Source organism: Janthinobacterium sp. PLB04, from assembly GCF_021165895.1.
Lineage (GTDB): Bacteria > Pseudomonadota > Gammaproteobacteria > Burkholderiales > Burkholderiaceae_D > Janthinobacterium > Janthinobacterium lividum.
Window position 1 is genome coordinate 3543532 of sequence record NZ_CP088968.1, and the last position, 25561, is coordinate 3569092.

Consider the following 25561-nt stretch of genomic DNA (forward strand, 5'->3'; position numbering starts at 1 on the left):
ATATGAAACTAATAAAATTCCGTCTTTTGTTACTTCTCGACGACTCAAAAAAAATCGCAGCTCAACCGACCAGGTTCCGATTAGATCCCATATCTCGAATAATCCCTTATCATCGCAGAGTTTTATCTTGATTAAAGGGAGTATTCACCATATTCAAATTGCTCCGTTTCTTCTATGTATGGAAATAGATAGAAATTGCCATAATGGTAACTAGCGCCTGTTAGGTTGCCACTCCTTCATATCGTTGGTCTGAGCGTTCGCAGTGGTGAACTATAATCAGCTGGCCAGCTGCACAACTAATGTAGTTTTCGCCAATGGCTCCGCGTTTGTATCCAACGCGAATCCTACTTCATAAATTCCGGCATATTCCGGCGCCTTCATTACAATCGTAAGATGATCAATTTCAGGCCCGCTATAGTTCACCTGGAAGTTGGTTGTATACCTTTTCCCTGTTGGTGCTAGGCCTTCGGTTGCGACGACGCGACACAGCCGTATCACACCTGCCAAAGTTTGATTGCCGATCGGTAGATTGATTGTTACCCTAATCGTACTTTCTAGATTCACTACAGGCGGGTTTACGGAAATCTCAATAGACGCAGTCTCCGTAGCTAGCACACCTCTTTTCCCTAATAATCCACCGAGAATGAGCTTTAACCCCCGTCCTTGATAGATCGTGCCATGTTCGCCAGAAACTGGCTCAGTTTGAATTCCCGATTGTGATCCGCTCCAGAATGGCACGGTACCGTCGCCAGAATAGCTTCGCTGCATCTTCATGACGGAAAATCTTGTACCGTCGGCGACTAATTGTACTCCAGAGGTAGTTTCTTCTTTTGTGCCAGCGAAGAAAAAATAACGAACATTAAGTGGGCGTCTTGCCAGGTCAAGTAATTTGTGAAAACGTTGTGCAGCTTCAAGATTACTTTTCGAAAGTCCCAGCTTTTTTGCAGTATTAACTTCGTAAATATCCTCTGGTTTAAAGTTTTCTTTAACATCTCTGTTCCAGGCAAACGGTTCATGCTGAGGTGGGAGCAATTGGTACAAGGATGGAAAAAGATCGTTATTTGCAATTTCTTGAACCTGCTCTGCACTTAAAAATAATCGCTTCTCCAGTCCCACCGCTGCAGACAGTGCCATAGGTGCTCCTCTATGGGGAGTTCCCATAGTAATGAGAGACGCCACGGTCGTGAATCCGGGCCTGTTGGAAAAAATTCCGGACTCAAGATAGCAACGACCTATAAGGCCACCCATGCTATGAGCTAAAAGGGTAATTCGGTAATCAGGCCCCAGAGAGGCAGCAAACTGATCAATCAAGTCTGCGAGTGCTGTTGCTGCAAGCTCGTTGTCCTTGCGCCAATCGTAGGGGAAGACACGCAGGTTTCCTTCAGAACCCTCTTGGAACCCAGCTTTTTCTAATGAATCAATAATATTGTCGTATTGAGAAAATAATGAAAAGCTGCGGATTACATCAGTTGCAACCAAATCAGGCTTTCGTAAGGAATCCATGTGATTATACGGGCGCATCAGTTCTAATATGCTACCAGGCCACACAATCTTCCCGTTGTCCTCTAAAACGGAACCCATTATTCCTGGAATTAAGATGATTGCGATTTTCATTTCGTGATCCTTATTCTCATTCGCTTTAAGGTAGTAAGCATGCTTTTAGCTGTTTGAACTTGCTTCGGTTCCATCATCGATTGACACCCGTTATCAATTTGCATTGCTCTTATTGAGTCAATCAAACTAATTCTGTCCGAATTGTAGTCGAAAATACAACCAGTATTTATATTGTGATAGCCAACTGGAGTTATCGTTACAAAAAGCGTCGCAATTAAAAGCATTCCGATTCCGGCCTCAAAAGGACGACCTGCCAGAGCAGAAAATTCTCGTAAGTCTGCTGTGGAAATGAGACTTGAAGCACCTTCAGTTGCCGAAAAGTGATTCGCAAAAACTATTTTCTCAGCCGTTCCACCAAGCATATGCGGAGTCAAACCGATTAATAGATCCAGCCCCATCCCCTTACGGATATCCTCGGCTGCGATTACGAAGTCGTCGAAAATTATTTGTGAAGAGGTGGGTCGGTCATCGCCAAAGTCGATGTCTTCTGATTGCATTTTTAGTTTTGCCCAATCAGTAAATCCATCAATCGTCTTGACCAAACCTGCCGGAATTGGCGCCATGACTTCAAAAATAGTGAATGTGGTTTGTGCTGCGTTTAGACGTTCAAGCAGCTTTGGAAGCTGACCTATCCAAGCCCCCATGTCTACAATTCCGACACGCAGTACGTTTTCTTCACGAGCCAATTTTTCAGTTATTTTCTTTATGTTGTCACTGGCAGTTGCAATGACTTTAGCATCGCGATCATTGACGCTTGTACTGCCATGGGATGATCGCAGCGTCGCCCTAAAGTTCTCATTTAGGTTGGAATATACTTCCTGCAGTCTCCTGTCTGATACCTGCTTGCGTATCGCAAGCGAGCTTGCTTCAAGAGTGCGCTTCTCGACAGTTCGCTTCTTTGAACTAGTTATTGACTTTGATCTGCTTTTGTCGCCCCCAGAAGATGATGATTTGGGCGCACGAGCGATGTACTCCCCCTCGCCACTGATAGTCAAGGGCCTCCTAATCAAGGTGTAGGTCGGAATTTTTTTCATATTTCAAAAAGTTGTCTTGCATCAGAGAGTCTGTAAAGAACGGGAATCCCCCATTCTAAAACTGCAGAGGCCGTAGTATCTTCTAAAGTCACAGCAAGTGAGCTCCGTCCCTCTGCCACAGCCATATCAATATCGCCTTGATTTAGTAGTGAAACGTACACTGTACTGACAAATGATGCGATCGTCTCGGTCGGTATTGGATGTTGATTGGCAATCACAGCTGGAATGCCCGCCTTGATCAAGGCGGTCGAGACCACATCGAACTCGTTGGCATGATTTCCTGCTCCCGTATTGCATGCACTTAGTATTGCTAGTTGAATTCCTTTGCCAGCGAGTGCGACAGCCAACTGCAATGCTGGCACACGGTCGCTGCGACCAGTTTTCGCATCCTCTAGTACTAGACTTCCTACGCCATTAGAGTCGACCTCCCCATGTCCGTAAAAATGGAATACGTCAAAATTCCCCTGCATGAGCGTAGCCATCAGTCCTTTGCGGGTGGCCCCTGCTACAACCTGTACCTCAACCTGCCCTGGAAACAATTCGAACTTGCGCTTCATAGTGGATAGTACTTCGTCCAAAGGAACGCCTTGCTGATCAATAGGATCAGCAGAAACTAAGAGGATTCGGAGTTTACTAAATCGTTTCCGCGGCGGTTGATATACGCCACAGGTTGGGTGAACGCGAACAACTGATCGATTTCTATGCGGAATAATTGGTACGTTGTGAGGAGCTATGTATTCCCAGGGCACCTCCCGGATCGCAGGGTGATCACTCAAAATCTGAAGACTAATCTGCCCTGCTGGCAGCTGATCATACATCTCTTGCAAACTACCTGGAAATATAAAGCTGAAAAGCTCCCTACCAAAATTCTTCAACTCTACCGGAGTAGGCCTCCTGCCACTTCCGCTTACGGAATGCCCTAGTCTACGACCGAAGTGAACCAATCGATCGAGCGTATCATTGAACGCGATCTGTTCTATGGCGGTATCCGCCCCACGTCGACCAAGAGCCAATAGAGAGTTCCCATCACGACCATCAAGTAAAAATAAATCGAATGAGATACTCACTCACCAACTCCTAACAGATAAAAAAACAGGATAGCATGCATGTGAAGCAAAGTGTTCATTGGGCAATGAAAAGACATAAAATTAACGATATATTGGTGTTGTGGCGCCATTCCCTGCCTCGCTTTTCAAATGCTCCGAGATGGCGTAATAGTTAATTTTTTATCTATCGATGAGTAGGTAATTAAGCAGAGATGTCTTTATTAAGTGCAATTACTGTTGATGTTTCGTTTCATGCAAATCTTCTCGCTCGACGCCTTGCTGCTTTCCGTTAGTGATTTGTACCCCCTCATTGATTTTCTCCTTAAGAAACGACGTGGTAGCTCCAGAGTGCCCATCGACTGGATCTTTAGGGTGCGCCTTGATTCTATCTGCGGTGGAAGCCAGCGCAAGTCCTTGCGGGTAAGCCATCACCTTGTAGAATAGGGAGGAAGCCTTCCTTAACATTTTTTTTGGAGATAATCTTGACGGATCTGCGATACATACTGAAAACGAGTTACACAAACAGCCGTGCGCTGATCATCGGGATCAACAAGTATAAAGAGGCGCCCCCCCTGTCGTACGCTGTCAGCGACGCTCTTGGTGTTCGACAGGAACTGATTAACACCCTCAAGTTCAAGCCTGAGAATATAGTTTGTTTACAAGATGAGGGGGCTACCAAGGCCGAAATATTAAAAAATTATTTGCGCCTCGCCAATGATGACGTTGATGTCGATGATCGGATCATCATTTTCTTCGCTGGACATGGCGACACGCGAAGAGGCAACAGAGGTGAAGTCGGGTATTTGGTTCCGCATGACGCTGTCATGGATGATCTGTCAACCTTCATTCGTTGGAATGACCTGACCCGAGACTCTGAACTAATTCGCGCAAAGCACATGCTCTTCATCATGGATGCCTGTTACGGTGGCCTCGCACTGAAACGCAGTCTTCACGCTGGCAGCGCTCGCTTCTTGAAAGACATGATGCTTCGCTTTTCACGCCAAGTTCTCACGGCGGGAAAAGCCAATGAGGAAGTCGCTGACGCCAATGGGCCATTGGCCGATCATTCTATTTTCACGGGTCACCTTTTGGAGGGCATTAGAGGAAAGGCTTTTGGTGAATCTGGCGTACTCACTGCGACCGCCCTCATGGCCTATGTCTATAGCAAGGTTTCAAATGATATCAACTCCAACCAAACACCGCACTATGGGCATTTTGAAGGAGATGGGGACTTTGTGCTTCTGGCCCCGCGGCTGGACCGTGAAGATGAAAAAGCGGATAGGGATATTGATAGCTTACTTATCGTTCCCTATCCCGATGAACCTCCCTGTTTGGCTACTACCGACGAGAAGATTAAAAAGGTCAAGTCGCTGTTAGCCGCTGACTCCTCATCGATAGAACTACATGACGTGGTTGTGGACGAGATGCGCCACTTCCTATCGCAATCTGGTGTTGGAATCTTTCCGACCAGCGGAGAGTCTGGAACGGCTGAGGTAATCTCACGTGTTTCTCGGTATGAATACGTAGTAAATGATCTTGCGCTTATTGCGTCGTGCATGTCTTACTGGGGCCGTCCAGTGCACAATGCCCTTTTTCAAAAAATCTTCTCGCGCGTCACGGATAATATAGATACATCGGGAGGTATGAGTAATTTACTTGCGATGCGTATTTATCCGCTAATCATAGCGGCATATTGCGCCGGCATTGCCGCAGTCGAAGGAGGCCGATACGACTCTTTGGCAGTAATGTTTAACACTGCTGTTGATATAGTCGAATACGGAACGCAACCTCAGCTCGTTATCGATCTTTTGTCACAAGGTATCAGCGAAATAGGGCAAAGCATTTTTAAACAACTTCCCGGGCACGAGAGAAATAGAGTTCCAATGAGCGAGCATCTTTATAAAGAGTTGCAGCCTAAACTTGACGATATACTTTTCATCGGACGTAACTATGAACGTTCGTATGATGATTTTGAAGTATTGCTTGCACTTGCATGCGCAGATAGAAAGCTCAAACGCAGCGATCGCATATGGGGGCCAATTGGGCGGTTTGGTTGGAAGGCTTACAGTAGCAGTGATAACCCTTTAGAGAGAATTATTTTTCAGGCAACTGCGCAGGGATTAAATTGGGCGCCGTTGAGGGCTGGAATGTTTGACGGGAGTAAGGAGAGATTTGAGTACGTCTCGACCCAATACCGCGAACTGATTGGCGGGCTTAATTGGCATTGAAACGTCTTGCAACAATGGTTACCACGCATCAAGAATATGCCTGAACTTCTGGCCCGCAAGTACACGCCAAGACTGCCTGCTTTTTTGGCGTGACGATTTTCGACTCTATTTCATCTCTAATAATTTTACAATTTTTGTGATTAGATTAAAGTGTTGCCATCATCGATTGAGTCCGCAACAAAGCATTGCCATGGAACACGGTTGGGATACAGAAGCGCAGCAAATATCGACAGATACTGCACAAGCTTAGTCGAAGGAGGTTCAATCATTGGCCAGGTTTTAGAAAGTTCGTGAGTCCGGAAGATGTCGTAACCTATTCCCCATGCTAAATTCTCGCCCCCCTCCATGGTTTGATCTCCGAAGGACGAAGAATCCGAATTGATGTAGGCCGAAAAACTAACGTCATCCAGTAGCCATAAGCTTTCATCAACGACCTCCGTAAGACCAAAAAGCGGCGCTAGCCGAAGAAAAACAGTTAATGTTTCATTGGGGCGTTTGATTGCACTGACTACCTTCGAAAAATCTTTTGAATCAACTGCAAGGATGTAGTCCAGGACTTGTTCTCCCGTTACATATGCATGCAGTAACTTCCCTCTGTTGGTGACCAATCCGTAAAACGCTATTCCAAAAATCTCCTCCGCTTCCGAGATAAGTCCGAATTTTTTCAATGCTGATAGACAAACATACCAGTATGCCGCCTGAGTATCAGAGACTGGGGTAATCGAGAATTTGTAATTTTCCAGTAAACGTTTTAAGAGTTCTGCGTATAGAGCTCCTGCTGCATTTATTGGTTGTGTAGACTCCGACTCAAATAGAGGAGGTAGTGCGGTCCATGCCAAGACTTTTGTAACTCGGATAGGCAAAAGGTATAGTTCGGGAAGGGGACTTTCCGCGGATAGGAGCGCAAACGGGTTCGTAGCGAGTGCATCGTTTAATGCCTTACTTGCCACGGCTAGCCGTTTAAAAACTTCGTCGACGATATGCTCGGCTACTTTTATTACTTCATGGGCTCTCAAGTGGGGCAGCAGAGATACTGCAAGTACAGCGTAGACTTCCGCTGATCGAAATTGATCAGCGGAAGCCTCAGCTCGCTGCGTAAGAGATGAAGAAAGACGTAGAGCGAAACTGGCCAGCACTTGGGGAGTATCAGACAGTTCTGCAAATATTGGTCGAACAGTGTTGGCCAAGCTTCGTGGATTCCAATTCGATTCAATCGAGTCATAGATTGACCAGAGTTCCTCGTACTGGTTCCGGCTTAGGTCAACTTCGGATTTGATGGTCCAATCCTTGACGAAAGTATGGATCGAGGAGAGGGTATCCGAATAAAATGGGTTTCGGCAGAATCTCGGTGCACTGGAAAGATTCAGCCCCCATACCACAGGCGTTTGCCCAGAAGCACGCAGTTTGCTACAGACTCGCTTGCTGATTTCGATAAGGTCCAAAGCAGCTGAGTGGTCTTGAACAAAGTCACGACCTTGGATGCAGTCCAATAACGCCGATGTCCCGCACCCTGCCCCGTCTTCCTCTATCGCGCCTTCGTTTTGGGCGGATGTCGCGAACAGGGTGACGCCGGGTGTATGGGCATCTCCAAGGGCATCAGCTTTTAAGAGCACGCCGAGATCATTGATTAGTCCGCCTCCTTCACACGCATCAACGATAATATTTGTCTGAGTTGGAGTGACTTCAGCAATCATTCTGAAAACATCGCTGAGTGAAAGCGCGGTCATTGAAAGGCTGCTTGCGGCCACATCTCGGCCCCACATGTAGAAGCTACCAGCCTTAACGCTACCGTGCCCAGCGAAATAGAACGTAAATGTATCAATAGGGCCATTTTCGGATAGTAAGTTACGCAGTGCTTCTCTTATTTCGGCAAGTGTGGGTGATAGGAGTAGTTTGGAATACTCATATGAATAGCCACCGAAAGAATCAGCGATTAGCACTTCAAACATGCGTTGTGCGTCGCCCTCGGCTCCGTATAAGTCTTCAATTGGCAAGGCATCATAGCTATTGCATCCCACACAAAGTGTGACTCTCATATTTTTTTTCCGTAACCAACAAATCTTGCCTGGCGTTGCAATTCACGTTCCCAGCCTTCTGTGATCTTACGTAATTTTATTTTTTCGATCCGAGCCTCATACTCTGGGGACGTACTTTCGAGAGCTGTTTTGAATTTATCGTAAGCATCGGCACCCACGTGAATTTCAGGTAACTTTGGTGTGCCATCAGGTGAAACTTGGATATCGAGTTTTTCCAACATGGCTTCAAGCGCACCCAAGGTGGATCCTTCTACCTGAGCATCTACAACGTTTCCGACGCTGTCGCATGAATCTGCTAAGGTCGTATAAACCGAACGTATAAATTGTTCGTTCATGGTGGCCTTGAATGACTCAAGCTCTCGCCGAAGGATGGACACATCATGTTCGGCGATGTCTTGGAATCGGACCTCGTGTAATGATGAATGCGTCTTTATCCCTCCATCAAAGTACGTCGATGAAGAGGGTCTACGTAGTGGGCCGCCGTGATCAAAGCGTTGAGTATTTTCGGGATTGGTATAGGCGGATTGGATCTGGCCAAGAATTTCGCCAAATTTTTCAGCCATCGCCCGCTCGATCTCTTGAGAGTCTGTAGCATTAGAAAAGAAAATCACTGAACGATTCTTCAAATTCTCCCCTATTACACATAAATATTTTCTAAAAGGCAATATTAAAATAATGACTGAATTGGTCTTCCACTCCCGAGCATAACAGATGTGAATCGCCATCAGTAGCTTAGACTATCCTGATCCATAGTTCCTTAAGATGAAAGATCGATGGACCGTGTTAGGGGCTGGGTGGCCTAGCAAACTCCTAGTTTGCGATCACGTCGTTGCCTGATCCAATGACGAGATCGGGGCTGACCTGTCTATCTCCCCTGCCCTGCACAAGCTCCTACCACGATCTAGCACGAGCTGCTTTAGCTTCGGTGGATTCCACCTTGAACGTTTCCGTGGCTAAACCTCTCGCAACGTTAATCTCGGGTTCAGCGGGGCGCAGCGCAATTGATTCGGTTTTTCTTTCGCATCATTTCCGCTCTGCAACGATGCATTTAAGTTAAAGTGTTGCGTTGAGCGATTGAATCGGCACCCAAAAGCGGACCTTCTTGATGCTCTCCCTTAAAACGAAAAATTTTTAATCCTTAAAGTGCATATGAACACACTTCACTTCATCTTGGCACTCGCGATCATAGCAATCTCGGCCTCATCACGATCACGATTTGGTCTTTCTTTGTTTTATCCGGGCTTCCCACTCTGGGAGTTATCCCATCGCTTTCTTTGGCTTTTCGGTTATATGCGGCATGCTCCTCGGCACCTGGCGACGGAGAGAGAGCTGGCTATCGTTAGTCGCCCCGGGCCCACAGCTGCGCCTTATTTGCACTGTTGCGGTTCTATTCCGTGCCTTCAGCTATCTCCATGAAAGCGCCCTGCCCCCTCCGCCAAGGTGACATCTTTTGCTGATGCGCAAACCGATCCTTATGGCAAATGATCGTTCAGTATCCCTCACGGTCCGATTAGGGAGGGAGCCTTTCAATAGTGGCAACCGGTCAGAGGCAGCGGATCAAAGCATTAAAACAATTTGAGCTGAAAGTTCGAGAAATTTATGAAACTAACACTCCTGTGCCTTCCCACCTTTCTATTAACTGCCTGCGCCAGTATCGATAACGCGGCCGAGGCAGCTAAGATTGAAGCTGCGGGACATATCTACAGGCAATGCCTCGTCGGTCGGATTCTCAGTAAGCAAGCAGATGTCGACTTGTACTGTCGGCCTGCAAGAATCGCCCTCTTTCAGACAGTGATGGCAGATCCGCGCTAGTACGAAAAATCCCCTTTTTTTGATGCCTTTGCGAAAAATATAATTGAGATGGCCCAAGACGATGTCGAGCTTGCCAAAGACGTGGTGAGTGATAAATCTATTCGCTGATGTAACGGTTTAGGGAACTCGTAAATTGTCATAGAAGATGAGATTGGGGTCGTCATTTAAATGCGGTCTTTCTCCGATGAGACCCTGTTCAGATTAGTCGAAAATGCCGTGTTAGGTAGGTGCAACCACACCGAAATGGGGGTAATCAGGTGGGTTTGTAGGTGGGTACCCGATGCGAATAGTAGCAAAAGCCGACTGATCCGACGCTCAGGGAAATGCTAATGCTGGGCAAAGTGTAACCGATGGCCAGGTTGACGGAACCGGCGACCAATGCATTCAAGGCGGCAGTCTGCAAGGCATCGCAGGCCGGCACCTTGCGTGAAGGTTGCTATCAATGCCCCACACAGGTAGGCGCCGACAATGTCGATCGGCCCGATGGCACGCCAAGCTAAGCAGGGAATATCCGTTGAAATGACTGGCAATCTTCGACGAGCGAAAAATTGTCGGGCGCTCCTAGACCTAGCCCATCTACTACTTTCCCATCGGGCGTAACATAGAGGGGAAACTCATTATTTTCGTCGCCATCTTTCCTAAAAAAAACTTCTCTTATCGGTACAAAGCTCCATTGGACGTGTGCTCCATCGTGGACAGGAATAAGAAGGAAGATATCCAGCAGCTTTCGCCTTTCGTCTATGTTCACATGCTTGCAAAACGACAGCGCATCGTTATGTCTCCAAAACATTGAGGTCTGTGGCAACCAGCCATCTTCATGCCTAATTGCGTAACTCATGACAACATAAATCACCCCTACGTGAAGTGTGACCGCTCTCCATGTTGACACGCCAGGTCCGGTCGCAAAAGGGAATCTAGGGAGCTCATGCTCCTGCTGTGTAGTTAGCATTTCAGTTTTTCACCAACAAATGAACACTATAGATTGTAGTCCTAAAGTGCGCGGCGTGAGTACATCGTGTATTTTGCACTGGACCAATGTATGGGTTTACTTGAACGCTTCGGCGCGGGCCTACAGAAGGCACGGAAGAGCCGTGGACTTACCCAGGAGGACTTTTCGATCGTATCCAGTCGAACTTACCTTAGTAGCTTGGAGCGGGGACTGAAGGCGCCAACTATTTCGAAGATTGACGAAATCTCATCGGTGATGGAAGTGCACCCTCTATCGCTACTCGCACTCGCGTATTTGCCAGAAACAGACGAGCAGCGCAAAGAACTATGGGAGCGAGTCCATGCAGAAATACAGTCGTTTGACCGCATTTTTCCCGACAAGCGTGGCGTTGACGAAACTTAATTGGCGCCACTACGGCGAAAAATACCTTGTTTCACACAGATCAAGAACGCTTCATGTTGACAACAAAAGCAGCATCCGCTGCTTCAGGCTGAAAGACGTTCCTTACCGCCGCGACGACCGCCGCGGCTAACGAGGTAGCAGCGAGCTGAGGAAACTTTTTAATTAGGTCGTTTGACACCGTCCAGCCATTGTCACGCACTGACCGGATGATTTGATCTATATCAGAGTTCAGTCCCTCCAGCGACCCTTTGACGGCGTGCCGTGCACGGTCAATGTCACGCTGATAACTATCTTCGTTGCTCATTTCTACTTCGATGGTGGACCTGATGATATTTCCGAGAAACTCGGTCTGGCTTGTCAGGTCCGGGTAACGCCAGGTCGGCATAGCATCGTCGTAAGCATCAAAATGGAAATTGGAGCGAGCGCCATCTGGACAAGTGTATTCGTCACCGAAATGAAAGTCCTCTTGGTACATGCTTACCAAGGGCCGCGACAAGGTTTCCAGTGCGCGTCTATACCCTAAGCGCTGCTGCGCCTTGTTAGTGATAGTTGCTGAGATCGGCAGGATGAAGGGGGCTGGTATAGCACCGTCTCTGCGCAGCACGTCATTGACCAAAAATCGAGAGATGCGGTCGTTTCCATCGCTCATCGGGTGAATATAAACGAAGCCGAACGATGCGATCGATGCGCGCAATAACGATGATGTACCTGCAGTCTTGGCCAAGCACCGCTGGAGACCTACGAGCAATTCCATCGTTCGCTCCCATGGCGGTGCGATGTACTCGACGATATTCTCAACGCCGTGCGTATATCCGATGACGGCCGGTGATTGGCGTACGCCATAGCGCGTAGCAAGGCCGAGGATTTCAGCTTGAATCTCGCTAAGTGCTTGTAGCGCGAGAGGATCACCATTTTGACCGCATCGATGCTCCATGAGTGCAGCGAAGCGCTTCACTCGATCGACCTGTTTTTCCTCTTTCTCAATTGCAAAAGAGGCACGACTCTCTTTGATGGAAAGCCATACGGCACTACGCGCCAAGATATCGGCACCAAACTGGATCTCGAGGGATTCAAGCGCTGCGGCGCAATTGAAGTGCTCTAGAGCAAGAACAACGTCAGTTCGCCGGATCGTTGGGCAAAAGTATCGGGTTCCAGGTAGATTGTCTCTAACACGCCAGCGCTGGGCGTTGGAAGCGCGGGATGCTACGACGAATTCGGTAGGATCTAGGGCGTCGACGTAATTTCCGGATGAGGTATCTTGCACGTCGAGACGGCGGCCTGTAAGCCATTCGAACAGGAAGCCTGCGCGCCGGGCGTACGCGCCAGTAGGTTCGCTACGAATCCAGTCCTCCAGTACCGCTTCGTCGATGATCGAGAAGAGTTTCGCAAGAAACTCTAGATTAATGAGCTCATGCTTCAAGCCGAAAATGAAATGACTAATGATAGTTGGATCAGGCCGAACTGCAGCGATGTATGTCTCTTCTCTGATTGAATTGATCACTGTCCGACGCGATGGGCCTACTTTGCTTTTCACAGCGAAAGGCTGTACCGTCCGGATGTTCAGATGCATAGCCACCCATTTAAATGCATATCGTCAGAGTTAGGCTCACATCGATTACCCAAAAAATCAGTAACTTAGGGTGTGTTGGCATAACTCGTTTTTTTGTCTTCGCGTCAAAGTTAAGCTCACAAATGCGGAACTCTGTGCGCCGCCCGCTCGTGACCAGTGCATTCCATCCCACTCCAATTCCCCACTTAACTTGTTGAGAGGGATTGTGTCTTAAACGTGTGGCAGATTCGGTTGCAAATTACTGGGTATAGTGGGTCAGATTTCGCTGCAAATCAAGAACTCGGAAATAGTTAGAAAATTTCTACAGATTTTTGCCATTCAACGTCAAACAGATGTTCAATTGCGCGGTTGTGAAGCTCGACAGAATGAAAGCCGACGGTTGATTCGATCAGCTTCGTGTGACCGAAATCTGAACTCGAAATCCAGACCGTTTCTGGTTCCACAAAAACAACCTTGGCATTCATTTTGGGGTGCAGCACAATGCGCACGTTTGGAAACTGCGCCTTGATCAGCCGTGCTTCAGCGGCCGCATCAGCGTTTGCAATCACATATATGTTCTCCGGGCGCTTCGCGAGGATCTTTGCGATGTAATCTGGGTCGGGCAAACCGTGCGTCATGATCCGGATGGCGCCTGGAATCTTTCCGATTTGCGAAAGCCTAGTGTTCCACGTGCTTGCGCAGATGGAAAATTTGGCATCTTCGCACGAAAACGGGAATCCGCCATTATCGGCACTGAAGGTCATTCCTGATCCTTTCATAATTTAGTTACGTAGCCGTATGCTGATCTAGACCAGTGTGAACCTGCAGCGTTCCACACCGGCTCTGTCATCAATGCCTTCAAAAATTGGACATCATAGGCCGCCATATAGCCGGCTATTTTATAATTCCGGGGATTTCTACTAGGCCAGTAGCATTAAAGAATGAAATCCTGTTTTCTGCGGCGACAAGGTCAATCTTAGCTATGTGATGCATACTCTCCCTCACGGTAGATGTGTACATAAGATAATTTAACTCGTCGCAGTTAACCTCTACAACTAGGGATGAAACATCAAGATCGCGGCAAGATTTGAGAACTTTGTGCTTGGTGGATGGAAATTTTATTTTAAATATCTCATTATAATGCGGCTGGAAATATCGTATAAGCGCTGCTTCGATCAATCCAATTTTTTGTTTATTATTTGGTGGATTTGCTATCGCATTCACTAATCTAGTTTCATTTTTTTCTGACGCATCTGCATCTCGCGCTCTCCCGTCCATCGAAGAAAAGAGTTGTTCGTGGTCAAATTGATGCATAAAAATCATTATTTCTTTATCCGGGTAATCATGATTTGTGAGCGCTAAAATCTTTTGTAGCGTTCCATGATTTTTCAATCGTTCCAAGGCTGACCGATTTCCTTGACCTATCGATTGACCAACGTATAAAACTTCGTAGCGGTTTAAGTCATTTGCCCCCTGAGCTGCACCTTTCTGATATTGAAGAGTAAGGGCGGTAGCGGGAACATATGTGCCTTCTGTGCCATCAGGATTATAGCTACGGATTTCCCTGAACGGGTACCGGCATTGTATAAGAGAATCCTTGTGATCTAGAGTCCAGGGATAACCTTCGAATGGTATGCAACTTTCCTGTCCGTCTATCCGGTAGCATATTTCGCCCGATAGTTGGTTATTCGTAAAATTTATTTTATCATTTTTAAAATAAGGAATAGGTCTTGCTGCGATAATATATATGTGGCATTTCGCAATTTCCCGCTCGTCATCGGGGTTTGTCTTTCCCCCTCGAAGCATTTGATGAGCTGGCACGGCGCACGTGTAGCTATTGAGATAGCCCAGTGCATACTCTGTGATAAATTTTCTCTTCATGTTAGCCGTGAGTCTGAACTGACCGGACCATCCTCATCAACAGGAAGTCGTCAGGTTCGATGGTGCACAGGCGGCCGTCAATGATATTGAATTGCGCTAAGCGGGCGTGTCCCAACGCATCGACACCCAGCGGATGCTTGGCGAACGGATTGTGGAAAATATGGAGACCGTCAAGCAGATGCTCGCTGTAGTCACGCTTAATGGCACATCGAAGCTCTGGAATGATGCCATTGTCGCTCGGGTGAAGTGTTTGATAGAACGAGAGGGCATCAGGATTGTCGGCGAGGGCGCGGATCTTTCCCCAAGTGGCCAAGCAACTGTAGATGACTGCGCTCACTTCGCTAGCCCGGTCGTCGCAAAAGAAGCCAAGCGGGACTTCCGCTCCATTAATCTTGGTGGCCGACGAAACCGGAAATTTGGGAATTTCCTTCGCACTCGGGCCCAACGCCTTCGCCGCTTCCTCGTCGTATCGCATTCCATATAAAGCGGCCATGATCGGGCGGCTCGCCGCAAAGTGGGCAAATGGGCGATCGAACGCTGCGATTGCAATCACAAACGGCTGATCCTTCGCGTGCGGCAGCTTCGCATAGCTTGATCGGTGCTTCGAAATTTTAGCGGAGAGTGTGTTAGCGATCCGTATGGCCGCCGCTTCGTTGAATTCGGCAAAGTCTTCTGGGATGGCGGTCGCGTCATATCCGATGGCGGGATCTCCTCCGACCGCCGGCGCAGCGATGGCGGCCTCGATACAAAATTTCACGGGGCGCTCAACCACAAAGTCCGGGGCATGATGGGCGAAGTCCACCTCGGCACCGATCTCCTTCAAATATGCATGCAGATAGAGCTCCCACATGGATGACTCGAACGTGGTCTGAAACTCATTGACGAACTTACCGTCGCGGTCGACGAATCCATCAGCCCACTTTTCGAGAACCCTGCGCTCAGGCAGATACGTTGGGTCCCGGAGCATTTTGAAGACGCGGTGCAGGCGGTCATCATGAAAGCGGTCTGCAAAAAGATCCATATGAGCAACCCTGCTGAAATTGGGAAAATTGTTGGTCGAGTCACATCTTACTTCATCGCTCCGAGGACTTTGAAGCCCACCACCGCAATTTCGGTCTGGGCCGCTAGTCCCACTAGCCATGAGTCTTACACGGTTTCTGACCTCTCCATCATTGTTCTAAGCCTCGGGTGGAGCCTCTGCCGTCGCGTCACCCTGTTCATGGCGCTGGCCATCTACGAACGATTTGACGATCAGGCTAAGGATCAGCCACCAGGCATAGACACCGTGCACGCCTTCGCATAGGCCACTGTCGGCCATGCCGTGCGCCACAGCATTGCGTAGGTTCGGTCCTTCCTGCTCACACATGATCGAGCGGATGGTGAAGGTGAGATCCTCTCCGAACACTTCGATCATCTGCGGGCGCAGCACCAAGGTAGACATACCGGCTTCCATGTCAAGTCCGTCAACATCATGCGTGGTCGTGTGGGCTCCAGCGTCCTGCAGCACGAGCCGCACCATGTGTTCGAATTGCGGCACCAGAATGTGGATCGCCTGCACATAATCGCTGCAGTAACCCGCGTACAGTCCGTTGGCGACGACGTCGACGCGATCGCGAGGCACGAGACCCGCATTGGCCGCGATATGGAGAAAGTCGAGCGGCGTCATGCAATACTCCAGCTGCATCGCCTCCAACGCGGGGATGATCATGCCGTACGCCGTCATCGCTGTAATCTCGCAGCAGCCTTTTGTGGCGCGGGCGGCCACCTGGGATGCCTCTGCTTCGGCGCCATGATCGGCACCTAAGCGCCGAGCGATCGCCCGGCCGTCGCCGGCGAACGTGACGCCACCGAACAGTCGCCCAACAAGGCTCTGACTGACCAACTGCTGCGCCTGCTGATATTGGGTTTCGCGCTTCGGGAAAGGATGGATTGTACAAAACGCCAGCAGGGCATTCATCGGTGTCTTTCCCTGTACTCGCTGCACTGCCTTGCGAACAAATTCCGTCAGGTCGATGCTCCCGCTACTGATTACTTTCATCTCACCCAGGGCAAGCCGTCCAGTCGCTGCCAGCTTAGCGCGCAGCTCGGCAATTATTTCCTCTACGTGGTACGCAACCCGGTGCGCACCAGGCACATCGCGATAGGCCTTGATGGCGCGAGTGATGAATTCCCGCCGCCCGATCGCCGAAGTCGTTGCCTCTGCCTGCGCCGTGAGGCTCGCTCCAATTTGTATCAGCATTTCGGCCTGTTTGTCTGCGAGTTGAGCGCGCTCATACCACTTCTCGGCTTCACCGAAGAAGGTCTCCGCATTCGAAGCGAATCCGGCGGCCAGTCGCTCGCGGCCCAGCCGCTCAAGCTCACTCGCGATCCTGGGCGCCTCCGCACGGGCGCGCTTCTCGGCAAACAGTGGCCGTACATAGAACATCGGTTCGAAAGTTTCAGCGCCCAGCGCTCGATCAAATGCATCAAGCAACGCCGCTTCTATCTCGGCTGCGCGGTTACCGGCCCCGCTGCCAAGTGAAATGGCCAGCCCCAGTGCACGGTGCCAGACTGCTTGGCCGCTCAAGTGCCATGTGTCGAAATTGATTGGATGCGTGCGGTAGGCGTCGATGGCCATGCGCGGGAATGCGATGCCCTTGCTTCGTTCCTTCAACCACACCAGGTCGGCCAAGCGCGCGCGCAGTAGCTGGTGATTCACGGCGCCGGCCAGCTGTGCGGCAAGGTCGACCTGCGCAGGTGTAAGGTCCTCTGGGATGAATGACCGGCCGCCGTTGTTCCAGTGGGCCAATGCCTGGAAGGGGGCGGATTTTTCAGTTGGGATGAGCATCATGGACGCGATCGCGACTATGAAACCGAGGGCATTCGCTTTGGCCAAGTCGCCGGCGCCTTCGGCATTGCCAGCTGCTTTGGCTAGCATTCCGTATAGGTCGTTGTAATCACTGGCAGGATCTTGGTCGAGCAACTCGTTCAGGCCAGCGCCGATGAGGTCGTCGAGGGTCAGGTCAGACTGCTGTTGGTGTTGCTCTGGCGTATCGGGCATGGAATAGCAGCATCAAAATTCGTGGAGACACCCCTAGCTTAACCCTGCGTCACGATCAAAACAACCAAAATGTTTAGATAATAACAATGCTTATCATCCAAGGGGAGTTCTAGGATGCGCGCCGGTCCAGTGCGCCTGCACGTGAGCTTTTCTGCGAGCATCTACAGCGGCCTGGTGCCGTCACGCGCAAGTCAACGGGGCACCGGCGGCGCTGACCAGGATGCGGGCTGTGACGTGCTGCAGAACAGCCTAGCGCTGACTGCGCGACCCACATATTTCGCATTGTGAAATGTGGGTCCTGAAGCGTGAATCGCTGATATTTACCTATGAAAACGCTTCTTTTTACCCCTCATTTTGCCCCCGAAATCTTCAAAGTTAAGCTGTAACTTTGATGATATGTGAGCTTAACTTTGACGATGGCCATTAAATCCAATGTAATTTGTCATTTTTCAATTAAAACCCTCATTTTTCATATAAAAAAAGACTTATTACATAAAATATGATTAAAAAATTGCCATTCTGAAAACCTCGAAACCTGGACGAACTGCTGTGACTGCGCGACGCCGATGCGGCGCCGGCCGTTCCTTCAAGAATAACGGCTTCAGCTACAGCTATAACTAGCTGACGCAGGAATAGACATTGACACACCGCCACCTTATGATCGAATACATTAATTTTTAGCATATCTACGATCGGCCGCTTGAAATTTTCGATCTTAAAGGTGCTCGTATTCGGTCAACCACTTCGTTTCCGGAGAACGTAAACTGAGTTGACGCCGTAATATCACTGAGTAGGCTGGCGGCCTAAAGCAAGCCGATTTTATTCAATGAGTTTCATGTTTGTAAGGTCAATTGTTGTCAATAATTTTTAATTAATCCAAATGAAAAGTCGGCGCTATAAAGAGAATATCCTCCATCAACTCGTTTGGCGGCCGCATTTCTCTTGGCTGCGCGTACTGCAATATTCTTTCACCAATTAAACGACGGGCACCAGTCAGATGCCATAGCGCAGCTGTTTCCCTGAGTTGTAGCTGAACATGTTCTTCATAGGCTTGTGATAAAGTTACCAGCGAACTGCTACGAAGTCGAGCCGCAGCGGCGCCATCCCCGGCAGTTGCCGCCAATATGCTGGCCAATCTGAACAATGGCTTCGTTAACGTATATAGGTAACGATGCATATCTGTCGGGTCGACTTCCATTTCGTTCGACTCAGGGAAATAAAATACTCGTCCAACAATATTGACAAGCCTGCAGGGCCCATTTTTTTCCAGTTTACGAGTGAGATTTTCTGGCTCGACCTTGAGCGCTCGACATAAGTTATCAATGACTGGAGGCAGCAAGTATATCCAGCGGCGCTGCATTTCACGTGAAGGTACAGGAACTCGCCACAGCCCCTCCCCTGCCTGCGCATTAATGAATTCGATCTGGTCGGCCTGAATTGCGCCAATTTCGCTGGGTTTCAAAGACTCATAGTAAGAGAGGAATAGTGCGAGTTCTATCGAAATTGCCTGATCCGGATCCGGAACTTGCGACAACGCCTGCCTAATATACAACCAATCAACGTGTGGCATGACTCTGCTACTGATGCTGACCGATTTTACCGGTGCGTTCTCATATTGCCGACTACCAACAACCTGGAACGGCATATGCCGCCAAGGATTCGCTTCTACGTACATTCGACTTTCCCACCAGCTGAACAAATTGGAGACGATACCGATCGAAAAATCTCGGCTTCGCGCCGCAAGTGGTATTTTAAATGGACTCCAGTCCTTTGTCCGCCTGAGTGCACGTGCGCGATGAAGCCAAATCTCTTGCGGTTTTGGATTCGCTAGAAACTCGCAATATGCACGTGCATCTTCGCTAGTCAGACTAGAGAGGGGTTTATGTAGCTGCGCGACACTCCAGATTAGGCATTTTTCGATATGTTGACGATAAGCCCTAACCGTACTCTTTGAAAAATTTTCTGATGTAAGATAGGCGTTGATTGCCTCGATATCATCGACGGATTGAAGGCGATACTCAAGATGCTGCATTGTGCTTACGCGCGATGCACCGCTCAGTTCTGGTGGTAATACAAGGTCTTCGAGTGGACGGATATACTGCTTCCAAACATCAATGTCGGCTGGAGGCAACAGCATCTGTTCAATGGCGTGACTATCAGCAGTACACATTCCACCTGTTAGATCCCTAGTCGCTAGCGGGACTTTGCTTGAGCAACGGCAAAGCGTTGCGCTGCAGTTGCTAAGCACGTGGCCTAAGTCGCACTCTGACGGGCCGAATACCGCTAGTTGAGCTTGGTCGCTACCGATGTCGAACTCGACGACCGATACCCCAGGCAATATAGGAAGCCTTGCCAAATCGAAAGCCGGCGCGAACTCAGAGTACAATTCGCGTGCCTTGACACGGTCGCTCCCAAAAAGATCCGAGTCTGTAAACTCCTTTGCTCGTTTTGTCCAGGCCGATAGCGTGCCTACTGAAGCCCTGAAACTAGCCAAAAGAAAACCAGCCCAGGCGCGCTTATCAGCTGTCCCGTCCTGCGGCCAATTCAGCACAGGTAGACGTATCGTGGGGCCACCCGCGATTTCCGAGTGATCCTCTATACGAAATCGCCAAAACAGCACAGCGAGACTGAACAAGCAAACGTCTTTCTTCGGGGAAAACACTTCGTTATAGGTGTAGTCTTTCCAGCGATTCCCGTTGGCGTCAGGGACATCCTTGAACAATTTCCCGAATTGCTTTTCTAATTGCCGTCGTAACGATTTGTAAATCAATTGCCTTTCCCTGATTTCGTTGTCACTGAAGCTGACCTTAGAGTATAGTCTCCTGCGCGGCTCTCTTCGGACCTTCAATCCAAAAGATGTTGGAATGCCGCTCCATGTTGCTCCAAACAGGTCAGTATCGAAATCGGGACTGACCAAGCTGGCTAGAACTCGAACAGTAGATTTTCGGCGTTCGGCCTCGGACGTCAGATGTTTGAGCGGCAACCCCCAATCCTCCCATCGGTCCCAACGTATTCCGGCACTTACCAATCGTTGAAGCCAGGACGCAAAAGGTGCCAAGGCGTGTGCTGCAGCTAAGCGAAGCGATTGATTGCCCCACTGCTTCGGGTCGAAGTCTCCAATGCCTATATGACTACCACAATGTACGCAATGAAAAGGATTTTCAAACGTTTCCTTGGATATAGCGTGCGTAGAAGTGGCGCCTCCACAATGATTACAAACAGACAACAGTGATTCCCTGTGGATTGGGCACTTTTGTAGGGCATCGATTTGGTAAATACTAGAGTGAAATCCTTCACCTATACAACGAGCGCAATATCGTATATGCATATCTGATGCGATTAAGAAAGTCCATCGCTCTGCTAGTGTAGCTAGTGAGGCCCGAACAGACATCGTTTTCAAATATGAAGAGGATTCCGCTCCGCCAGCGGATGCCCAGCTAAGATCAAGTAAGGAACGACCTTGCCTCTTAACATTCATAGCCGACAGGACCTTCCTATCGAAGTGGTCTTGGCAAGTATCAGATGCTGTGGCGGCATTGGCCCAAGCAAATTTTAGGAGTAACGAAAGGCTGCCCTCGAATGGTTGTTGCCATGAGTTGAGCCAAGCATAGCCATCAAAGTCACTCATGCCGCGCCCCTTTTTCGACTAAACAGGTTTTTAAGACTGATTCACCCGGGCGACGGAATTTTCAAAACCTGACCGGAGAACAGCTTCCCGCCATTGGTCTCGAGTGCCGAAAGTCGCGTGGTTGTCGGCGACGGCAATCATTGACGTCCACCGCTTGCGCTAAGCGCTGACTCCATTGTCAGGAGCAGGATAGCCGCTATGCCGTTTTCTCCCGATTGATCTATCCGTTGAGTGCCAAACAGTGAGCAGACATGCAGTAGGGCGAATGCTAGCACTTGGTTCAGTCTCTGGCCGAAGACGGCCTCGCATAGTTCGCCAGCCCGAAGTCCGTTGGAAAACGCGAACTTCAACAGCCACGTGTAAGCGCCTTCGTATGGCCGCGGCCGCTCGCGTAGCCAAGCTATTCCTGCCAGCTCTCGGTGTACTGGGGTCGCATTGTCATGTTCTAGGTGATGTAGGTGACACCAAGTGAATCCTTAAATCCCGATTGGGCAACGGCCATCTTCCAGGTATCATCGTCGCCGCGAAATCCCGGATGATCGTATTCAAGGCTCGCCATGAAAAACCGGCGGATGCTGTCGGCCACCCACAGCATGCCGATCTGATTCAGGCCGCCGCTAGCTTGCGCTGCCAGCTTGTATTGGCCCCATAGCGTCTCAACTTCGCTCTGCAATCGCCAACCGCTTGCGTATGCTTGGCTCATAAGTAACTGGCTATAGCTATATCCGCTCCCTTCCGGGTACTCCGACACCTCCGGGTCGTCGTAAAAGGACATGATGATGGCGAGATCCTCTGGAGTCAGCACGCCGCGGAATTCATACTGCTGAATCATGAAGCGTCCGATCAAGTCGATGCGCCCTGATTGAATCAGCGCCGTCCGCAGCGAAGTTAGTTCGGGCGTTCCAAAAAGTACGGCGATGAGCTGCACCTTATGCTCCATCGCAAGTTCGTTGGCAAGGTCACGCAATGTGGTCAATTCTGGCTCATGCCAATTCTGGGCCTCATCGACAAACAACATAATGAGATCGCTATTGCGCGTCTTTGCTTGCGTCCACATAAAGTTGCGCAGTCTCGCCCTACGCTGCTCCACTTTCCCAATCGATGCCATCACGTGCGTACAAGCGGTCAGCAATTCACCCATGAAGGTGAGTTCTGAAAAACGGGAATGCCAAGCCGCGCTGGCAGAGAATATTGGCATATCGGGAAACGACTGCGCCAATTGATCTGCAAGTACAGTAATCCCTTCTGTCTTACCAAAGCGTGGGTGTGCGTAAAAACAACAGCCTGGGGCGCGTTGGAACGCTGTATTGGCAAGCACCTCATAGGCCGTACGAATCGATGGCGTTGGAAGGCGAATTTTGCTACGCAATACTGGATGACTGGCAAGCTGTTCAGAAGTCGGCGCGCATTCCACATTGGCCTTTGTCGTGAAATTCATGAAGACTCCTTCTGGTTAGCGCAAGATCGTTTTCCACGTAGGTGTCGGTACCAAACTTGTCAACGGTTGGCGTGGTGGTTCAACGGGCGGCGTGACGGGTTCGTACTTTGGCAACGACTCGGCAGGTGCAGCATTCTCAGTGGGAATACCTGTCTCCGCACTTGCCCTCGCCAGACGGGTCGCTGAGCGGGAAATTTTTCGCGGCTTTTTAGTGGCGTCCTTGACGGTCTCCGATTGTAGGTGACGCAATAGCGCAACAATCGGATTGTCGTTGTATCTGACGTTCAGCTGTCCAGAATCGCGTAGGGCATTAATCTCTTTTCGCATCTCACGCGTATGTCTGGTTTGGCCCCACGCCCCTTGCGCCGTGAGTATCCCCAACTCATCTCCCGACTCGTGAAAAGCGCGCACTGTGCACATATCGGTTGCGCGGATATGTACGCGCAGTTTTCTCCCAATAAGTGCGAATGCGTTGCTCAAAATGGGACTAGTGTAACGAACTCGATCAATCTCAACATATGGCCGCCGTCCGTTTTCAGGATCTCCACGAACTGTCTTGATTTCGACTTCAATGCCGAGATCGGGAAGTGTTGCGGTCGGGGGAGGAAGCCGACGAGGCAGCAAACCCAAAGACTTTATCGATGCATAGTCCCGTAGTATGCTAAGTGGAGAGCGATTTCCCAGCCCCTCGTTTGGCCCTGTGTTGTAGTCTGTGATCGTCACATCCATCAAATCAAGGAGTTCCTCCAAGCCAATTCCCAGTTCGATTGCGCTTCTAGCTGGGTCGCCTTTCTTCGGATCTGACGGGCTAGATCCCGTCGTCGATGGCAAACGTTGAAAACCGTATGTCTCCAACTTCTTAAATACGCGCTCAAGTGCGCTACGATGCTCCCAATGTCCGATCGGGCCGTAATTGACACAGCACCCAATCCTACGCCTGGCGCGTTCAGCGATCGCATTGGAATAGTGAACAGCTGCGTTGTCAACCATCATGGCGGCCCAGGCACGACCGGAGAACTCGGGGATAACACCTGACGGTAGGCCTGCATCTGGTGCGTAGGTCATGTCCGGCACGACGAGCTTACGCGGCTCCCAAGTCGACATCGCGGAAATGATTGCTTGCTCGATTGTGACTGCCGAGCATTCAGTGCGGATGCCGACGCTATAGCCAAGTATCGCGCGCGAGAAATCATCGACGACAGGAACGAGCCAAAGTCGTTCGATCGCAACGCGTTGTGGGCCTTTGGGCCCAGCGATCCGAACGGTGCCAACGCAATCAATCTTGTGCGGATCAATGCCAACGACATCGTACGGCGCATGCGATATCTTGCCTGAGGGCCGTCCTTTACCAACTGATAAATGCGATTTGGCGGTTTTACCAAACCTAGCGGAAGCTGCCGCTTCAATTTGGCTGAGCATTAGCTTTTTAGCGTAGCGTTCGACCGATCGTCGGCCTCTGGATTTACTGTTGAGAGGATAGGCGTTTCCCAGTATGCCGGCCTGCTCACAGCTATAAACAAAGGCCGCGTGCAAATCTTTCAGTGAAATTCTGGCCTCATGAATATGGCCCTTCTCCGGGCGTTTGAGTATTAGGCCGTCGATCTTCGCTTTAATCTCTGGATGCATTTCCATGAACATTTCGAAAGCACCTGTTGAAATCGCTTTGGTGCCCTTTTCAGAAGGAAGGTCTGCAATCCGACGGTAGTCTTTCGTTCGAAAATTTCGGATTAATGCTGTCCATCCGTAAGGTTTGCCATCTGCGGCAGGTGACACGCAGCGAGTTAACTGTCGGAGGAGATCTGTGCGAGAGATTCCGACCGATTTAACAGATGTCTTTAAGCGTCCAGTACGAAGATAGGCTTCAAGCGCAGACTGGTACTTTATAAAACGTTCACGTTCCCCTTCGTCCAGTGCGTCGATATCAACCGAGCGCCAAGACGACGTGTCTGATAGTTCTGCTGGCAACGTGCTGAAGGTCCACAGTTTCATGGACCACTCTCTATGCTGATGATAGTTTCCGGCGACAGGTTTTCTGTACCAATATTCGATTTGTAAGTGCCCAGAAGCACATTCTGAAACACCGCAGCAACATATAAAGGAAAGGCTGCCTCGCCCCAAATTCTTTCTACGTCGGCAAGTGTGAACGACTGGTGTGACCGAAACATATCTGCGACCTCGTCGCTGTACCATGCCAGGGAGTGCTCTCTTGCAGCAGAAAGCCAGGCCAATATACGCCGCCAGTTGGCGAGCTGCACCGAGTTACTGCGAATTTCGATCTCGGTCCATGACTCGTAGCGAATCATGACAGCGGCCGCCGATTCGATTAAACGTGTCGCTTCCGTCGGATCGTAGTTCGGCTTCCCTCGATCTTGGGAATAACGAACGTGCCGATAGCCGACCTCACCACTTTTATAAGTTACGACGGCCGTCACAGGAAGCTCTATCCCGCCCTCCCCTAACGACACCGAGCGTTTCACGGGAGCGTAATCGCACTGTGCAATCTCGGTATCAAACTCGGTCATGAAGAAGTGATCCCACTCTAGGTCACTTCGCAAAACCCAGTCGCGCTTGGTATGCGGGCTATATACGTACCAGAGGCTATTTAAGGCGCTGCCCCGTTGCCCGTAGGAAGCAGCCAATTTCCCACGAAACCGGGTTCCAAGCCTTGAACCAGCTGATCGCGACGTCGCCATTGATCACTCCGAAAACAATACCAACTCAGCATAGGCTGTGAAATCGGATTTGCAAGGTGAGGCATGGCTTACTGGGTAACATTGTGATTAAAGTCAACTTGCTATCGTCTGCAGTGGGTCGAGAAGAATCAACTTTGTGTCACTTGCCTAGTAGGTCGAAAAAGATCAACTTTATGTCGCGGGCACGAATAAAATCAAATTGCTGTCGAAG

General features: G+C 49.7%; 16 protein-coding genes. 2 read left to right on the forward strand and 14 right to left on the reverse strand.

The features are described from left to right. Nucleotides 1–276 precede the first annotated feature (276 nt). The 3 genes from LSO07_RS15660 to LSO07_RS15670 are packed head-to-tail and all read right to left on the reverse strand — an operon-like array spanning nt 277 to nt 3715. The gene (locus LSO07_RS15660) at nt 277–1614 is read right to left on the reverse strand and encodes a lipase/acyltransferase domain-containing protein (RefSeq protein WP_151095263.1); all 1338 of its coding nucleotides are present in this window, start codon (nt 1612–1614) and stop codon (nt 277–279) included. Beyond that, nucleotides 1611–2609 carry a hypothetical protein gene (locus LSO07_RS15665; RefSeq protein ID WP_151095265.1) on the reverse strand — a complete coding sequence of 333 codons (999 nt, stop codon included), beginning with the start codon at nt 2607–2609 and terminating at the stop codon, nt 1611–1613. Before LSO07_RS15665 ends, LSO07_RS15660 begins: the two co-directional genes overlap by 4 nt. 35 nt (nt 2610–2644) lie before the next feature. Beyond that, nucleotides 2645–3715, reverse strand: coding sequence for a CHAT domain-containing protein (locus tag LSO07_RS15670; protein WP_151095267.1), 1071 nt, complete (start codon nt 3713–3715; stop codon nt 2645–2647). Nucleotides 3716–4176: 461 nt separating this feature from the next. Between LSO07_RS15670 and LSO07_RS15675 the strand changes: the two genes are divergently transcribed. Beyond that, the gene (locus tag LSO07_RS15675) at nt 4177–5922 is read left to right on the forward strand and encodes a caspase family protein (RefSeq protein ID WP_151095269.1); all 1746 of its coding nucleotides are present in this window, start codon (nt 4177–4179) and stop codon (nt 5920–5922) included. 140 nt (nt 5923–6062) lie between these two features. Here the strand turns inward: LSO07_RS15675 and LSO07_RS15680 are convergent, their stop codons facing one another. Both LSO07_RS15680 and LSO07_RS15685 read right to left on the reverse strand, forming a co-directional pair. Then, the gene (locus tag LSO07_RS15680) at nt 6063–7958 is read right to left on the reverse strand and encodes a caspase family protein (RefSeq protein ID WP_151095271.1); all 1896 of its coding nucleotides are present in this window, start codon (nt 7956–7958) and stop codon (nt 6063–6065) included. After that, entirely contained in the window at nt 7955–8683 is a 729-nt protein-coding gene (locus tag LSO07_RS15685) for a hypothetical protein (protein WP_151095273.1), read from the reverse strand. Before LSO07_RS15685 ends, LSO07_RS15680 begins: the two co-directional genes overlap by 4 nt. 2126 nt (nt 8684–10809) lie before the next feature. Here LSO07_RS15685 and LSO07_RS15690 point away from each other — a divergent pair. Next, nucleotides 10810–11121 (forward strand): helix-turn-helix domain-containing protein, encoded by a 312-nt coding sequence (locus tag LSO07_RS15690; RefSeq protein ID WP_151095275.1) that lies wholly within the window; start codon nt 10810–10812, stop codon nt 11119–11121. 40 nt (nt 11122–11161) lie between these two features. Here LSO07_RS15690 and LSO07_RS15695 read toward each other — a convergent pair whose 3' ends face one another. The 9 genes from LSO07_RS15695 to LSO07_RS15735 form a co-directional block, all read right to left on the reverse strand. After that, on the reverse strand, nt 11162–12691 hold the full coding sequence (locus LSO07_RS15695; protein WP_151095277.1) for a Fic family protein: 1530 nt from the start codon (nt 12689–12691) through the stop codon (nt 11162–11164). 290 nt (nt 12692–12981) lie between these two features. Beyond that, nucleotides 12982–13434: a hypothetical protein gene (locus LSO07_RS15700; RefSeq protein WP_151095279.1), complete on the reverse strand. Its 453-nt coding sequence runs from the start codon at nt 13432–13434 to the stop codon at nt 12982–12984. Nucleotides 13435–13564: 130 nt separating this feature from the next. Next, on the reverse strand, nt 13565–14551 hold the full coding sequence (locus LSO07_RS15705) for a hypothetical protein (RefSeq protein WP_151095281.1): 987 nt from the start codon (nt 14549–14551) through the stop codon (nt 13565–13567). A gap of 1 nt (nt 14552) precedes the next feature. After that, nucleotides 14553–15572 carry a glycosaminoglycan attachment site gene (locus LSO07_RS15710; protein WP_151095283.1) on the reverse strand — a complete coding sequence of 340 codons (1020 nt, stop codon included), beginning with the start codon at nt 15570–15572 and terminating at the stop codon, nt 14553–14555. A 156-nt stretch (nt 15573–15728) separates the two neighbouring features. Continuing rightward, a complete protein-coding gene (locus LSO07_RS15715) occupies nt 15729–17591 on the reverse strand; it encodes a DUF4209 domain-containing protein (RefSeq protein WP_151095285.1) in 1863 nt (620 codons plus the stop codon). 871 nt (nt 17592–18462) lie between these two features. Further along, nucleotides 18463–21219 carry a hypothetical protein gene (locus tag LSO07_RS15720; RefSeq protein WP_151095287.1) on the reverse strand — a complete coding sequence of 919 codons (2757 nt, stop codon included), beginning with the start codon at nt 21217–21219 and terminating at the stop codon, nt 18463–18465. A 445-nt stretch (nt 21220–21664) separates the two neighbouring features. Further along, the gene (locus tag LSO07_RS15725; RefSeq protein WP_151095289.1) at nt 21665–22657 is read right to left on the reverse strand and encodes an ATP-binding protein; all 993 of its coding nucleotides are present in this window, start codon (nt 22655–22657) and stop codon (nt 21665–21667) included. 15 nt (nt 22658–22672) lie between these two features. Then, a complete protein-coding gene (locus LSO07_RS15730; RefSeq protein WP_151095291.1) occupies nt 22673–24646 on the reverse strand; it encodes a transposase family protein in 1974 nt (657 codons plus the stop codon). Next, nucleotides 24643–25179, reverse strand: a complete 537-nt coding sequence (locus LSO07_RS15735; RefSeq protein ID WP_151095293.1) for a hypothetical protein — start codon at nt 25177–25179, stop codon at nt 24643–24645. Before LSO07_RS15735 ends, LSO07_RS15730 begins: the two co-directional genes overlap by 4 nt. Nucleotides 25180–25561: the final 382 nt, after the last annotated feature.